Annotated in this window: 16 protein-coding genes; 7 read left to right on the forward strand and 9 right to left on the reverse strand. The window is 63.7% G+C overall.

Annotated elements, in window-relative coordinates; genetic code table 11:
- Window positions 1–16 precede the first annotated feature (16 nt).
- Both AOT96_RS03265 and pdxH read right to left on the reverse strand, forming a co-directional pair.
- The gene (locus AOT96_RS03265) at window positions 17–1,282 is read right to left on the reverse strand and encodes an MFS transporter (RefSeq protein WP_021332219.1); all 1,266 of its coding nucleotides are present in this window, start codon (window positions 1,280–1,282) and stop codon (window positions 17–19) included.
- Entirely contained in the window at window positions 1,279–1,992 is a 714-nt protein-coding gene (gene pdxH, locus AOT96_RS03270) for a pyridoxamine 5'-phosphate oxidase (protein WP_007733483.1), read from the reverse strand. The genes AOT96_RS03265 and pdxH overlap by 4 nt, the downstream gene beginning before the upstream one ends.
- Before the next feature lie 244 nt (window positions 1,993–2,236).
- On the opposite strand from pdxH, the gene AOT96_RS03275 reads away from it, so the two are divergent.
- The 4 genes from AOT96_RS03275 (at window position 2,237) to AOT96_RS03290 (ending at window position 6,547) form a co-directional block, all read left to right on the forward strand.
- The gene (locus AOT96_RS03275) at window positions 2,237–3,364 is read left to right on the forward strand and encodes a citrate synthase 2 (RefSeq protein WP_003940025.1); all 1,128 of its coding nucleotides are present in this window, start codon (window positions 2,237–2,239) and stop codon (window positions 3,362–3,364) included.
- A 63-nt stretch (window positions 3,365–3,427) separates the two neighbouring features.
- Complete coding sequence (gene serC, locus AOT96_RS03280) at window positions 3,428–4,549, forward strand: phosphoserine transaminase (protein WP_007733484.1); 1,122 nt, start codon at window positions 3,428–3,430, stop codon at window positions 4,547–4,549.
- A 200-nt stretch (window positions 4,550–4,749) separates the two neighbouring features.
- The gene (gene sepH / locus AOT96_RS03285) at window positions 4,750–5,709 is read left to right on the forward strand and encodes a septation protein SepH (protein ID WP_058037820.1); all 960 of its coding nucleotides are present in this window, start codon (window positions 4,750–4,752) and stop codon (window positions 5,707–5,709) included.
- Between the two features lie 52 nt (window positions 5,710–5,761).
- Window positions 5,762–6,547, forward strand: coding sequence for a DUF6928 family protein (locus AOT96_RS03290; protein WP_042451221.1), 786 nt, complete (start codon window positions 5,762–5,764; stop codon window positions 6,545–6,547).
- 20 nt (window positions 6,548–6,567) lie between these two features.
- Here the strand turns inward: AOT96_RS03290 and AOT96_RS03295 are convergent, their stop codons facing one another.
- From AOT96_RS03295 to AOT96_RS03305, 3 genes are read right to left on the reverse strand one after another with little or no spacing between them, the layout of a single operon-like run.
- Window positions 6,568–6,828 carry a DUF2537 domain-containing protein gene (locus AOT96_RS03295; protein ID WP_030535366.1) on the reverse strand — a complete coding sequence of 87 codons (261 nt, stop codon included), beginning with the start codon at window positions 6,826–6,828 and terminating at the stop codon, window positions 6,568–6,570.
- Window positions 6,825–7,631: a TrmH family RNA methyltransferase gene (locus AOT96_RS03300; RefSeq protein WP_003939731.1), complete on the reverse strand. Its 807-nt coding sequence runs from the start codon at window positions 7,629–7,631 to the stop codon at window positions 6,825–6,827. The genes AOT96_RS03295 and AOT96_RS03300 overlap by 4 nt, the downstream gene beginning before the upstream one ends.
- Window positions 7,632–7,679: 48 nt before the next feature.
- Window positions 7,680–8,270 carry a TetR/AcrR family transcriptional regulator gene (locus AOT96_RS03305; RefSeq protein ID WP_037128521.1) on the reverse strand — a complete coding sequence of 197 codons (591 nt, stop codon included), beginning with the start codon at window positions 8,268–8,270 and terminating at the stop codon, window positions 7,680–7,682.
- 70 nt (window positions 8,271–8,340) lie between these two features.
- Here AOT96_RS03305 and AOT96_RS03310 point away from each other — a divergent pair, with 70 nt between their 5' ends.
- Window positions 8,341–8,889 carry a hypothetical protein gene (locus tag AOT96_RS03310; protein WP_003940103.1) on the forward strand — a complete coding sequence of 183 codons (549 nt, stop codon included), beginning with the start codon at window positions 8,341–8,343 and terminating at the stop codon, window positions 8,887–8,889.
- Here AOT96_RS03310 and AOT96_RS03315 read toward each other — a convergent pair.
- The 3 genes from AOT96_RS03315 to AOT96_RS03325 all read right to left on the reverse strand — a co-directional run bounded on the left by AOT96_RS03315 (window position 8,873) and on the right by AOT96_RS03325 (window position 12,212).
- Window positions 8,873–10,180 carry an MFS transporter gene (locus AOT96_RS03315; protein WP_007733487.1) on the reverse strand — a complete coding sequence of 436 codons (1,308 nt, stop codon included), beginning with the start codon at window positions 10,178–10,180 and terminating at the stop codon, window positions 8,873–8,875. The two genes, AOT96_RS03310 and AOT96_RS03315, sit on opposite strands and share 17 nt — an antisense overlap.
- 80 nt (window positions 10,181–10,260) lie before the next feature.
- Window positions 10,261–10,692, reverse strand: coding sequence for a MarR family winged helix-turn-helix transcriptional regulator (locus AOT96_RS03320; protein WP_003939901.1), 432 nt, complete (start codon window positions 10,690–10,692; stop codon window positions 10,261–10,263).
- Between the two features lie 65 nt (window positions 10,693–10,757).
- Window positions 10,758–12,212: an NCS2 family permease gene (locus AOT96_RS03325; protein WP_003940242.1), complete on the reverse strand. Its 1,455-nt coding sequence runs from the start codon at window positions 12,210–12,212 to the stop codon at window positions 10,758–10,760.
- Between the two features lie 102 nt (window positions 12,213–12,314).
- Between AOT96_RS03325 and AOT96_RS03330 the strand changes: the two genes are divergently transcribed.
- The gene (locus AOT96_RS03330; protein ID WP_007733492.1) at window positions 12,315–12,572 is read left to right on the forward strand and encodes a DUF2530 domain-containing protein; all 258 of its coding nucleotides are present in this window, start codon (window positions 12,315–12,317) and stop codon (window positions 12,570–12,572) included.
- Between the two features lie 90 nt (window positions 12,573–12,662).
- Window positions 12,663–13,703 (forward strand): iron-siderophore ABC transporter substrate-binding protein, encoded by a 1,041-nt coding sequence (locus AOT96_RS03335; protein ID WP_083197580.1) that lies wholly within the window; start codon window positions 12,663–12,665, stop codon window positions 13,701–13,703.
- Here AOT96_RS03335 and AOT96_RS03340 read toward each other — a convergent pair.
- Window positions 13,693–14,244: a phosphatase PAP2 family protein gene (locus tag AOT96_RS03340; protein WP_065351287.1), complete on the reverse strand. Its 552-nt coding sequence runs from the start codon at window positions 14,242–14,244 to the stop codon at window positions 13,693–13,695. The two genes, AOT96_RS03335 and AOT96_RS03340, sit on opposite strands and share 11 nt — an antisense overlap.
- Between the last annotated feature and the right edge of the window lie 4 nt (window positions 14,245–14,248).

Consider the following 14,248-nt stretch of genomic DNA (forward strand, 5'->3'; position numbering starts at 1 on the left):
CCGGTTAACCAGGACGTCAGACGGCGCGTCCCACCTTGTAGCGAACGAATGCCGGAAATGCGAGGGCAGAAAGGACAACACCGACAATCACCAGGAAGCCGCCGCCCGCTGCCGCGACACCGGTCCCGAACAGGAAGGCTGCACCGCCGTGCAGCACGTCACCGATACGCGGACCACCCGCCACGACCACGATGAACACGCCCTGCAGTCGTCCGCGCATGTCGTCGGTTGCCACTTGCTGGAGCATCGTGCTGCGGAAAGCCGCCGAGACCATGTCGACGGCTCCGCCGAATGCCAGGAATGCGACCGCCACCCAGAGCAGAATCACACTGGAACCGGGACTCGCGAAGTACACGGCAACGCCGAAGCCGACCATGGACAGCCCCCACAGCGCGATGCAGACCAGAACGGCTCGCCCCTGGTACTGAACCCGTGGCAACCAACCCGAGAAGACTCCGCCCAGAACGGCTCCCACCGACATCGCCGCGAACAGCAGTCCCAGCGCAAAACCGCCGCTGGCGGGGTCACCGAAGGATTCGTGAGCGATCTCCGGGAACAGTGCTCGCGACATCCCGAACACCATCGCGATGATGTCCACCACGAACGACGCGAGCAGAACCTTCTGCGTCGCGAGATACGTGAAACCGCCGAGGACCTCGCTCAATCCGGCTCGCCGAGACGTTCCGGTCGGCGGAATCGCCGGGAGCTTCCATACCGCCCACAGTGTGGCGAGAAGAAAGATCGAGTCGAGCAGGTACAGCAGTTGCAGACCGGCCGACGGTATGAGGACACCCGCCAGTAGCGGGCCGGCTATCGCACCGAACTGCACGACAGTCATGTTCAGCGAGTTCGCGGCAGGTAACTGCCTGCCCGGAATCAACCGAGGGATGATCGCCGCTCGCGTCGGCTGGTTCACCGCGAAGAACGCCTGTTGAACCGAGAACAATCCGAGCACCAACCACACGTTGTTCACGTTCAGGGCAGCCTGGATCCAGAACAGCACCGACGTGACGCCGAGTCCGATCGAGGTGATCATCAACAGCCGTCGTCGATCCATGACGTCGGCCAGTGCGCCGCCCCACAGACCGAAAACGACCAGCGGGACCAGACCGAAGATTCCCGTCAGACCGACGTAGGCCGAGCTTCGGGTGATCTCGTACACCTGTTGCGGTACGGCGACCACGCTGAGCTGAGCGCCGATGACGGTGACGATGCCGGCCGTCCACAGCCGTCGATAGTCGCGATTCTCGAGCGGAGTCGTGTCCGCGAGTAGCCGGCTCACGGCTGGAGACGGACGGCGGACCACTGTCCGTCGACCAGGCTCGTGCGAACTCGATTGTGCATGCGGTTCGCGCGTCCTTGCCAGAACTCGACAGACTCGGGCCGAATCAGAATCCCGCCCCAGTTCGGTGGCACCGGAATCTCACCGTCCACGCCGAATCGAGCAGCGACCTCACGCAGTTGCTCGTCGAGATCGGCACGCGAGTCGATCGGACGAGACTGCGACGACGCCCACGCGCCGAGCTGTGAACCTCGAGGCCTGGTTCGCCAATACTCCTGCGTCAGTTGAGCACTCACCCGCTCGGTGGTGCCGCGGACGATCACCTGCCTGGCAAGGGTCAGCCACGTGAAGTTCGCCGACGCGTACGGGTGGGCGTCGAGGTGACGAGCCTTGTCGGATCCGTAGTTGGTGAAGAAGAGGACGCCGTCCTCGCTGAGCCCTTTGCAGAGCACGGTGCGCGACGCCGGACGGCCACCGTCGTCCACCGTCGACAGAGTCATGGCGTTGGGCTCCGGCGCGTCAGCTTCGACGGCGTCCACGAGCCATTGGCGCATGAGGGGCAGCCAACCGGTTTCGACAACCGAAGTATCCAATTCCGCACTCATGCGGTCCTCGACGGACTCCGATTCGCTGCCTGCTTGCGGATAGCCCACACGCATGGCCGCGAGTTCGTTGTCCACCGCCTGCGGGTCCTGACGTTCATTCGACACAGCCGAGAACGCTACTCCCGGGTACTCACTGGCCAACGGCTACGCGGCACGCGCTAAAGTTTGCCGTGGCTAGACCCGACCCGGACCGCGAGCCGCACCAGCGACAGCGCCGAATCGGGACGAGACGATTGCGCAGTACAAAACACGGTGCGTGCTCATCCCTGCGAGCACCGAGGCGCAGTCACTGAAGCTGAGGCAGTGCGACTGTAGACCTGGCGCACTCGAACGAGGAGAGTCCACGAGAATGGCAGCGAGCGCAGCAATACCGGACGATTTTGTGAGCGGACTCGAAGGCGTCGTCGCCTTCACCAGCGATATCGCAGAACCTGACAAGGACGGCGGCGCACTGCGCTACCGCGGAGTCGACATCGAAGACCTGGTCGGCCAGAGGGTCACCTTCGGCAACGTATGGGCCCTTCTCGTCGACGGCCGCTTCGGCCCCGGCCTCCCGCCGGCCGAGCCGTTCCCCCTCCCCATTCACACCGGCGACGTCCGTGTCGACGTTCAGGCCGGACTGGCGATGCTGGCTCCCATCTGGGGCTACCAGCCGCTCCTCGACATCGATGACGAGACCGCCCGCGACCAGCTCGCCCGCGCATCCGTCATGGCGCTGTCGTACGTCGCGCAGTCCGCTCGCGGCATCTACCAGCCGGCAGTCCCGCAGAGCCGCATCGACGAGGCCAAGACCGTCACCGAACGCTTCATGGTTCGCTGGAAGGGTGAGCCCGATCCGGCACACGTCGAGGCAATCGACGCGTACTGGGTCTCGGCAGCCGAGCACGGCATGAACGCCTCCACCTTCACGGCCCGCGTCATCGCCTCCACGGGCGCCGACGTCGCGGCTTCGCTTTCCGGCGCCATCGGCGCGATGTCCGGCCCGCTGCACGGCGGCGCACCGGCCCGAGTTCTTCCGATGATCGAAGAGACCGAGAAGACCGGCGACGCCCGCGCACTGGTCAAGGGAATCCTCGACCGCAAGGAAAAGCTCATGGGCTTCGGACACCGCGTCTACCGCGCCGAAGATCCCCGTGCACGCGTGCTCCGCGCCACGGCGAAGCGCCTCAACGCTCCCCGCTACGAGGCTGCCGCAGCTCTCGAGCAGGCTGCACTGGCAGAACTGCGTGAGCGTCGTCCCGATCGCGCGATCGAGACCAACGTCGAGTTCTGGGCCGCCGTCATCCTCGACTTCGCCGAGGTTCCCGCGCACATGATGCCCGCCATGTTCACCTGTGGCCGCACCGCCGGCTGGTGTGCACACATCCTCGAGCAGAAGCGTCTCGGTAAGCTGGTACGCCCGGCCGCCATCTACACCGGCCCGGCGCCCCGTACTCCGGAGTCGGTCGAGGGCTGGGACCAGATCAGCCACGCGTAGTACCCCGCTCGAATTCGCCAATCACGGTAGTACAGAACACAAGTGAAGGAACAGAAAGAAGCGATGACCTCCACACCGATCATCCCCGCCGACCTCAAGCCCGCCGACGGACGCTTCGGCTGCGGTCCTTCCAAGGTTCGCCCCGAGCAGCTGCAGTCCCTGGTCGAGGTGGGCGCTTCGGTGTTCGGCACCAGCCATCGCCAGAAGCCGGTCAAGAACGTTGTGGCCAGCATTCGTTCCGGCCTCGCCGATCTGTTCTCACTGCCCGAGGGCTACGAGGTCGTCCTCGGCAACGGCGGAACCACTGCGTTCTGGGATGCGGCCGCATTCGGCCTCATCCGCGAGAAGTCGCTGCACCTGACCAACGGCGAATTCAGCTCCAAGTTCGCTTCGGTCGCCAAGGCCAACCCGTTCATCGGTGACCCGATCGTCGTTTCCGCCGATCCGGGCAGCGCACCGGTGCCGGTCTCCGACCCTTCCGTCGATCTCATCGGCTGGGCGCACAACGAGACCTCCACCGGTGTGTCGATCCCCGTCTCGCGTCCCGCGGGTTCGGAGAACGCACTGATCGCCATCGACGCCACCTCGGGCGCTGGTGGACTTCCGGTCAATGTCGCCGATTCCGACGTCTACTACTTCGCTCCGCAGAAGTGCTTCGCTGCAGACGGCGGACTGTGGATCGCGCTGATGAGCCCGGCCGCCCTCGAGCGCGTCGCGGAGATCAAGGATTCGGGACGCTGGACGCCTGACTTCCTCTCGCTGCCCATCGCCGTGGACAACAGCTCCAAGGATCAGACGTACAACACCCCGGCCCTGGCCACCCTCTTGCTCTTCGCCAACCAGATCGAGTGGATGAACAGCAACGGCGGCCTCGACTGGACTACCGCTCGCACCGCGGATTCGTCCTCGCGCCTGTACAACTGGGCCGAGGCCAGTGAGTTCGCAACGCCGTTCGTCGCTGATCCGGCACACCGCTCGCAGGTTGTCGGCACCATCGACTTCAACGACGACGTCGACGCTGCCGAAGTGGCAAAGATCCTGCGCGCCAACGGAATCGTCGATACCGAGCCGTACCGCAAGCTCGGCCGCAACCAGCTGCGCGTCGGCATGTTCCCGGCCATCGACCCCGATGACGTCACCGCTCTCACCAAGAGCATCGACTGGGTCGTTTCTCAGCTCGGCTGATTTTCACATTTGCTTCACCGCTCGGCCCCCGGCATGACGTCGGGGGCCGAGCGTCGTTTGCGCCAGGCCTTGTGAGCTACCACACCGGTGGTCGGATCCGAGGTCATCTCGCCCTGCGTGTCCTGCCGAGTCCATGGTCACGAATGAATTACAGTTGAGCGCGGCGCAAAGTCGCGAGCCGGCGCGATAAGGAGGTCAATGTGCGAGAGCTTCGAGTGATCGGACTTGAACCCGATGGATCGCATGTGGTGTGCGCAGATGCTGAAACCGGCCAGAAATTCCGGCTTCCCGCCGATGACAAACTTCGTGCAGCTTCCCGCGGAGACGTGGCTCGACTCGGCCAGATTGAGATCGAAATGGAAAGCCAACTCCGTCCCCGCGAAATTCAGGCGCGCATTCGTTCCGGTGCTTCCGTAGAGCAGGTCGCCGAAGAAGCGAAGATCCCCATCAGCAAGGTCGAGCGCTTTGCGTACCCCGTTCTGCTCGAGCGCTCCCGCGCCGCGGAAATGGCGCAGGGCGGACACCCGGTGCGCGACAACGGTCCGACAGTTCCCACCCTCTCCGAAATCGTGACCCACGCATTCCGCGCCCGCGGCCACAGTATCGACGAGGCCACCTGGGATGCCTGGCGCGACGAGGACAATCAGTGGGTCGCGCAGTTGCAGTGGCAGGCCGGCCGCACCACCAACGCCGCGCACTGGCGCTACCAGCCCGACGCGCACGGCGGAACGATCGTCGCACTCGACGACGCGGCATTCGACTTGATCGATCCTGACTTCGGTCGCCCACTCCGCGGCCTGGTACCGGTGGTCTCGAACGAGCCGCAGCAGCTCGAACTGTCCCGATTCGACGTCGAACCGGTGGCGGAGATCGAGCCCGAGCCCGCAGCAGTTTCCGAGCGGACAGCAGTTTCCGAGCGGACAGCAGTTTCCGAGCGCACAGTAGTCCCCGAGCGGACGGTGGTGGCGGAACGGATCGTGGCGCCCGAACCGATTGCTGTCGAGCCGGAAACCGTCGTCACCGAAGAGGTTCCCGAACCCGCACCGGATGTGACCCCGAAAACCGCTCCGCAGCAGACGCAGACCAAGGACAAGCGCGGACGGCCTGCTCTTCCCTCGTGGGACGACGTACTCCTCGGGGTCCGCAGCAGCGGTCGCTGACCCGAAGGAAAGTATTCTTCTTTCGAGCGAGGCTGAGGAGAGAGGGCTGCCGGTGGCTGCACGGGTATCGACGATCTGGTTTCTGGGCGGCGCAGACGCTCGCACCGAATTGAGCAGGTACCCACAGCCGGATCAGACCGAGGCCCTGAAAATCGCCATGTCGCTGTACCCGGACAAGGAGTTCGAGTCGCTCGGGCCTCAGCCGCTGTCGATGGCCGCGACGGTGAGCCCCGGCTACGTCTTCGTCGGCGCGTACGGTCGAGTGAGTGTCGTCTGCAGCTCCGAACTCAGCACCTTCGTCCCCTCGAAACTGCCTGATTCCTGGCACCTTTCGGCAGAGGGTGGCTCGACGCTGTTGATCAGCTCCGTCCCCGAAACCGCGCAGGGTTCGTTTGCACTGTGGGAGGACGGCGAGCTACGACGCTCGTTCAGTGCCATCCCGATCGACATCGTCGAAAATCTGGGGATCCCGCAGACCTGGGAACTGGAATTCTGGGCCGGCAACCATCCCCTGCGTTACCCGCCCGGGATCCTGCCTGATCCGCAGTCACTTCCGTTCCACCCGCAACAGTTCGCGGAGTCCGCCAACCTCGAGTGGCTGGGATTTCGATACACCGGCGCGCCGCGAGAACACGAACTCGACACAACGCAGATTCTCCTGTGGGGCTTCAAGATTCACCGACCCGGCGAGGCACCCAAACCTGCACCCCCAGCCCCCGCGCCGATGCCCGAGCAGGCGCCGACAGAGGTACCCATGCCCGAAAACATGCCGCCGATCCACGACGCACCGGTGGCCAAGCCGCGCGGCCGCCTCGCTCGGTACTTCGGCTTCAAGTAGCGCCGAGCAGCCTCACAGGTTCACGCGGCTATCGCTGCGATCCACCCGAGCGGTACGCCGGCTACCGCGCCGTAGACCACCCATCGCCAGACGGGGACGGCTCGCCAGCGCCAGACGGTCGGCGCAAGTCCGCCTACCGCAATGACATTGACGACAACCGCCAGGAGCACGTTCACGTTGCCCAGCGCGACACAGAACGCCGCGACGGCACTGGTCGAGAGCATGGCTGCGAACACCGACACCGCGATTCCGGTGAACCAGGGCGTGCGGTCCTGAGTCACCGGCCGGTCCTGACACGTTCGTAGAAGGCCATCGCCGCTGCGGTCGCGACGTTGAGCGAGTCGGTGCCGGGCGCCATCGGTATCTTGGCACGAATGTCGGTGGCCCGCATCGCATGTTCGGTCAAACCTGGCCCCTCGGCGCCCAGCAGTAGCGCTACCTTCTCCCCGGTCATCGCTTCGGCCAAAGTGACCGCTTCCGGATTCGGAGTCAAGGAAATGAGCTGAAAACCGTTGCCACGCAGCTCATCCAAGTCGTGTGGCCACTTTGCCACATGCGCGAAGGGCACTCGCAGCACGTGCCCCATCGACACACGGACCGACCGCCGGTACAGCGGGTCGGCACAACCCTTCCCGAACAGAACTGCATCGACACCGAGCCCCGCCGCGTTGCGGAACATCGAGCCGAGATTCTCGTGATCGTTGACGCCTTCGAGAACCACGACGGTCTTCGCGTCCTTCAACACGTCCGAGACCGCGAGCGGTGCCGGGCGCGCTGCTGCAGCGAGGACGCCGCGGTTGAGGTGAAATCCGACGACCTCGGCCATCACTTCGGCGCTCGTACGGTAGAACGGCACGTCCACACCGTCGAGATCGTCAGCGAGCTCCAGGAGCCGTCGTTCGACGCCGAGGAGACTGATCGGCTCGAACCGCGAAGTCAGCAGTCGCTGAGTGACGAACACTCCCTCGGCGATGACCAGTCCCTTGCCCTCCGGGAGGTCGGGGCGCCGATCCGAAGAGTTGAGATCGCGAAAGTCATCCAGCCGGGGGTCGGCGGGATCTGAGATGTCGATGACGTGAACCACGGGTCTATCGTGCCGTACGCACCGCGAGCCCCCACCACTACTCCCGACCTAACGCAACAGCGTGACAAAATGCGCGTCGAGCACCTGGCTGATCACCTCTGGATTGGTTCGCTCGGGATTGTCGACGCCGTGCGACGCGAGCCCGTCGGCGAGCGCATGCAATCTCATCGCCTCGATGTCGACCGAGGCACCCGGCCGTAGAAAACCCGCTCGATGCGCCGCTTCCACGAACGAACGAAAGTGCTCGAACAAGGTCCGGTCTGTCTCGTCACGCACCGCCGTCAACGCCGAATCGGTCTGGGCGGCAGCAGCAAAGGCCTCCCAAACCTGCATTTCTTCACGCCGATCTTGGTCGAGGGGAACGAACTGATCGGTGAACTGACGGATCGCGCGGCGGATGTCGGGATCGAAGTCGATGCCGGCAATCCTTTCCTCCACCCGGACGGTCACGAGCGTCATCGCGAACAGCAAGAGTTCGGACTGCGTCGCGAAGAAGTGCCGTAGCGACCCCGTCGACATCTTCGCCTCGTCCGCGACCGCCCGGACGCTGGCGCTCGCCACACCGTCTCGACGGATCACACGCCACACGGCCTCGGCGATCTCTTCACGCCGCTCATCCGGACTGCTACGTTTCACCACTTCACAAAACTAACACAGCTGTGCTAGTTTTCAATCACTAACACAGTCGTACTAGAAATGAGCTGATGTCATGATCGTCCACTTGATCATCGCGTGCGAAATCATGTTCTGGGTGTTCATCGCCGCAGGTCTCGCGGCCCGCTATCTACTGCGCCGCAAAACGCTGGGCGCCGCACTGCTCATCTGCGCGCCCCTGGTGGATGTCGTACTGCTCGTCGCCACAGCCCTCGATCTTCGTGGCGGTGGCGAGGCGAACTTCACCCATGGGCTTGCCGCGGCCTACATCGGATTCTCCGTCGCGTTCGGACACAGCCTCATCTCCTGGGCCGACGCCAGGTTCGCCTACCGATTCGCCGGCGGCCCGGCTCCCGTCGCACCACCCAAGTACGGGAGTGCGCGAGCACTGCGCGAATGGCGCGAGTTCGGCAAAGCCGCGATCGCCTGGGCCGTCGCGTGCGGACTTCTCGGCGCGGCCATCTTCCTCGTCGACGACCCCACCCGCACTGGAGCCCTCGACGGATGGATCAGCAAGCTGACAGTGGTACTCGCAATCTGGGGAGCAATCGCCCTGAGCTACACGGTGTTTCCCAAGCGTGAGAAGGTCACGGCGCGCGGCTAGCCTCGACTGCCTGTTCGGTCGCGTCGCATACGATCACCGGACGCAGGACGAAAACCGGCAGCCTGCCACCGTCTTCCGGTCGCGCAAGACGAAGTTTCAGCCCTTCGCTGCGTAGCAGGTACACCCCGGCCACAGTGCCCGAGACGAGCGAGATCACTCCGCCCACGATCAAGGGCGCACGTGGGTCCACGGAGTCGGCGAGCCAACCCAGCAACGGGCTTCCCAGCGGTGTGCCACCGAGGAAACTGAGCATGTAGATACCCATCACCCGCCCGCGCATCTCGGAAGGCACCGACATCTGCAGGATGTTCATCGCGGACGTCGTGAACGTCAACGTCAGTGCGCCCGTGGGGATCAACATCAGCGCCACCAACGCGTAGGTGGGCATCAATCCCACCGCGACCTCGAACACACCGAAAGCCACGGCGGCACCGAGGAACGTCCGCAACCGCGGCGCTTCCTTCCGTCTTGCGGCGTACGCAGCGCCGGCAAGGGTGCCCACGGCGAGCGTCGTGGACAGCAATCCGTAACCGTCGGCCTCGAGGCCGAACGTGTTGCGCGCCATCACCGCCAGGCTGATCGCGAAGTTCAGGCCGAAGGTCGAGACCATGAAGACCGACACCATGATCACGCGAAGGTCCTTGCGGCCCCATACATATCGGAACCCGTCGCGCACCTGCCCCTTGGTGCGCGGGGCCGGTTCCGACGGGATCAACTCCTTCTTGTTCATCAGGTAGAGCGCGATGAGCACCCCACCGAATGTCGCGACGTTGAGCAGGAACACCCACCCTGTTCCGATCAGGTTGATCAGCACACCCGAGATGGCCGGACCGACGATGCGGGCCGTGTTGAACGTCATGGAGTTGAGCGCGATGGCGTTGGACAGGTGTTCCTTGCCCACCATTTCGATGGTGAACGATTGACGCACGGGTGCGTCGAGCGCCGAGACACAGCCGAGGGCAAAGGCAATCAGGAAGACATGCCACAACGCGACGAGCCCACCGACGTCCAGCAGACCCAACACCAGCGCGCATACCGCACTCGCCCACTGCGTGAAGATCAGGATCCGACGCTTGTCGTACCGATCGGCCAGCACCCCACCCCACACCGACAAGAACAGCGTCGGGCCGAACTGCAAGGCCATGACGATGCCCACCGCCAGCGCGTTGCCGTCCGAGAGCGTCAGTACCAGCCAGTCCTGGGCGATGCGTTGCATCCACGTGCCGACCAGAGAAACGATCTGTCCGGAAGCCCAAAGGCGGTAGTTGCGGTTGTGGAGCGCGGCAAACATGCCGGAATCGGGGTCTCGGGGCACCCCACTATCTTGCCCCTCGAGTAATTCGTTTGGGCAACGACCTCTAGGTAGCGGAGCTACTCCGTCTTGTTGACCATCTCGGTGATGATCTCGACGGCACCGCGCAGTGTCGCGAGTTCTTCGCCACCCAGCCCGGCCAGCTGCTCGTTCATCCACGCCTCACGCGCATGGGTTTCGTCCGCGAGCAACGCCTGCCCGGCGTCGGACAGATTCACGATGATCTGACGACCGTCCGTGGGATGCGGCGAGCGCTCGACCAGACCGAGCTCGGCGAGAGAAGCAACAACGCGCGTCATCGACGGCGGCTGCACTTTCTCACGTGCTGCGAGTACGCCAGGAGTCATCGGGCCGTACTGATCCAGGCTCGCCAAGGCGGACAGTTGCGTCAGCGATACCTGAGCGTCGACTCTGCGGCCGCGCAGATGCCTGGTGAGACGCACTACAGCCAGGGAAAGATCGCTGGCCAGCGCACGAGTTTCGGTGGTCACGCGTCAGACAATACGTCAAGAGCTGGCCGGTAGCTCACGTAATCGAATACCGGTCAACCCTGATTTCACGTAAGGGCGTCGGTAATGGGTCCGACAGTGAAGTAGGCCACAAAAAGTGCCGCCACGATCCAGAGCAACGGGTGGATCTTCTTGATACCACCGCTGGCAGCGTGCAGGACCACCCATGAAATGAAGCCGACGCCGATGCCGTTGGCGATCGAGTAGGTGAACGGCATGACGATCATGGTCAGGAACGCCGGGAGAGCAACCGAGAACTTGGTGAAATCGATGTCTCGGACCTGCCCGATCATCAGCGCACCGACGACGACGAGGGCAGGCGCAGCTGCCTCGATCGGCACGACGGAGTAGAGCGGCGTCAGGAACATCGCGACGAGGAAGAGCAGTCCGGTCACGACGTTTGCCAGGCCCGTGCGGGCGCCTTCGGCAATACCCGACGCCGATTCCACGAACACGGTGTTCGACGACGCCGAAGCGCCACCGCCGACGATCGCGCCCGCGCCTTCGACGACAAGCGCGCGACCGACGTTGGGGAGGTTTCCGTCCTTGTCGGTCAGGCCGGCTTCCTTACCGAGACCCGTCATCGTGCCCATGGCGTCGAAGAAATTCGCGAGCACGAGGGTGAAGACAAGCAGGCTGGCGGCCAGAACACCGATGCGGGTGAATGCGCCGAAGATGCTGACGTCGCCGACCAGGCTCAGATCAGGCATACCACCGAGCATCTCCGGGATCGCGGGGATGCTGAGGTTCCAGCCCTTGGGGTTGGTTCCGAGCGAGGGTCCGACGTCGGCAACTGCCTCGATGATCGCAGCGAGGATCGTCGTGACGACGATGCCGATCAGCAGTCCACCACGAACCTTGCGCACTACCAGAACACCCATGAGCAGCACACCGAAGATGAACACCACGGTCGGCCACGAAGCGATGGAGCCGTTGATTCCGAGTCCGACGGGAACCGTCGTACCGGCGGCATCGGGGATACGGCGGACGAATCCGGCGTCGACCAGTCCGATGAAGGCGATGAACATGCCGATACCGGCCGCGATCGCGGACTTCAATGCCGAGGGAATCGCATTGAACACCGCAGTTCGGAAACCGGTGAGTGCCAACAGAACGATGATCACACCGTCGATGACCACCAGGCCCATCGCCTCGGGCCAGGTGACCTGAGGTGCGATTGTGACGGCGAGCAGGCTGTTGATGCCGAGACCCGCGGCGATGGCAAACGGGTAGTTGGCAACGACACCGAAGACGATGCTCATCAGGCCGGCAACCAGAGCGGTGACCGCCGCCACCTGGTTGACCGGAAGGATGTTGCCGAGAACGTCGGTCTTCGCTGCAGCGTCGTCAGCCGAGAAACTGCCGAGGATCAGGGGGTTGAGGACCACGATGTAGGCCATCGCCACGAAGGTGACGACACCGCCGCGAATCTCGGTCGAGATCGTCGACCCTCGTTCGCTGATCTTGAAATAGGTGTCGAGGATCTTGCCGGGTGCCGCCATGTTTGTTCTTTCCCCATCGCTGTAGGTCGCCGTGTGCCGGCGCACATGAAGCCGGTCGCACTAGGGAGAGTAGGCCACCGGGGTACGGGTAGCGTTAATTTTGTGACGGAGACTCGCAACACAACAGGCCTGATCGGCAAATTGTCCGCACCCGCGCCGGCACTGATCATCGGCACCGCGTTGTGGGTGATCGCCACGATCGTGGTCGCGGTGAGCGGCGATCGTTGGTCGGATGCACTCCCGATCTGTTACGCGGGTATCGGAGTCGGTTTCCTCGGCTTCGCTCTGTTCTCCATTCAACGACGCGCAGCTGTGCGCGGTGACAAGGGCGCACAACAGGGCGCCGGTCTGGTCGACTGAGCAGGTCGATTCACCCTTTCAGTATGGTAAGCCTACCCTGTACTTCAGTGTCGGTCTTAGCTTGTCAATGCTGAAAGGAACCACGTAGCCGTGAAGATCTCCCACCGAAATCGTTGGAAAAGCCGAGGACGTTGGACGAGACTGACATCCGTTGCTGTGGTCGCCCTGGTCGGCACAGCACTCGTCTCCTGCAGTTCGAACGACGACGCAGCAAGTAGTCCGTCGAGTTCCGGTGGTGGCGCCTTCCCCGTCACGATCGATCACGCTTTCGGCAGCACCACGATCGATTCCGAACCACAACGGATCGTCACCGTCGGTTACAACGACGAGCAGGCTCTGTTGGCTCTGGGCATCAAGCCCGTCGGAATGGTCAACCAGTACCCGGGCGAACCGGACGTCAACCGCACGTGGCCATGGGTCACCGGCCCTTGGGGCGGAACCGAACCGACCGTCGTCGGCAGCAATCCCGAAACCACGATCAGCGTCGAAAAGATCGCTGCGCTCGAGCCCGACCTGATCCTCGCGCTCTACTCGAGCATCGACAAAGACCTGTACAGCACACTTTCCGCGATCGCCCCGACCGTCGCGAAGGATCCGGCCTACGGCGACTACGCAACTCCGTGGCAGATCACGACGAAGACCGCAGCGAAGGCAGTGGGTCGCGAAGCCGACGGCGAGAAGTTGGTCGCCGATATCGACAGGCATTTCGCCGACGCCAGAAGCGCTCACCCGGAATTTGCAGACCAGACCGCGGTGATCATCAGCGTCGACGCGACCCCGGAGTTCTACGCCTTCTCCTCCGAGGACGCCCGCGGACGGGTTCTCGGCAGTCTCGGATTCAAACCTGCTCCCGCGGTCGAGGCCTTGATGAACGGTGAGTTCTACGCGCCGATCTCCACCGAACGACTGGATCTTCTCGACGTGGACCGTCTCGTTGTCATCGGCAATCCCGATGCCGCACAGGCGGTCCGAAACAACCCTGGCTTCCAGCAACTCGACGTGGTCAAGGACAATCGCGTCGTCTACGTCAAAGACGATCAGGCTCCGCAGGTCGGTGCGGCCTTGACCGCAAGCTCGGCACTGAGCTTGCCGTGGGCCACGAGCCAACTACTCGCCGAGCTCACGAAGTAACCAGCGCCCGGCGCTTTCTGATCTGCGCGGTTCCCCAGATCCACACGCCGGCCCACATCATCCCGAACGCCCAACCTGCCAGTACATCGGTCATCCAATGGGCAGCCAGGTAGACGCGGGAGAATCCGACGGCGATCGTGTACAGGCCGAGGCTCGCGAGCATTGCCGTCTTCGCGAGCCTCGGCAAGGCAAGACGAAGGATCACGGCGGCAACCGAAGTCGCGAGTATCGCGCTCATCATCGCGTGGCCCGACGGGAACGAATACGAATCGATTTCGATCAATCGCTCCGGAACGGGTGGGCGGGTTCGCGTGAAGATGCGCTTCAATCCGCTCATCACGAGCAGACCGGTCAACATCGATCCGGCGATCAGCAGAGCTTCGGTACGCAGTCCCCGAACCAGAAGCACGATCGTGAGCAGCGTCGCGATCAGCCACGACGCGAGGGTTCCGCCGCTGTCGGTGATGACGTCGACGACGTCTACGAGCCACGCCGTCCGCTGACTCACTGCGCTGTCGAGTACCCACTGATCAAAAGACATCTGC

Source organism: Rhodococcus sp. 008, from assembly GCF_001682295.1.
Lineage (GTDB): Bacteria > Actinomycetota > Actinomycetes > Mycobacteriales > Mycobacteriaceae > Rhodococcus_F > Rhodococcus_F qingshengii.

Bases quoted from the DNA above. Each gene is read 5' to 3' on its own strand.
- AOT96_RS03275 (WP_003940025.1), top strand. From the start codon at position 2,237: ATGGCAGCGAGCGCAGCAATACCGGACGATTTTGTGAGCGGACTCGAA.
- serC (WP_007733484.1), top strand. From the start codon at position 3,428: ATGACCTCCACACCGATCATCCCCGCCGACCTCAAGCCCGCCGACGGA.
- AOT96_RS03310 (WP_003940103.1), top strand. From the start codon at position 8,341: ATGATCGTCCACTTGATCATCGCGTGCGAAATCATGTTCTGGGTGTTC.
- AOT96_RS03315 (WP_007733487.1), bottom strand. From the start codon at position 10,180: ATGTTTGCCGCGCTCCACAACCGCAACTACCGCCTTTGGGCTTCCGGA.
- AOT96_RS03325 (WP_003940242.1), bottom strand. From the start codon at position 12,212: ATGGCGGCACCCGGCAAGATCCTCGACACCTATTTCAAGATCAGCGAA.
- AOT96_RS03340 (WP_065351287.1), bottom strand. From the start codon at position 14,244: ATGTCTTTTGATCAGTGGGTACTCGACAGCGCAGTGAGTCAGCGGACG.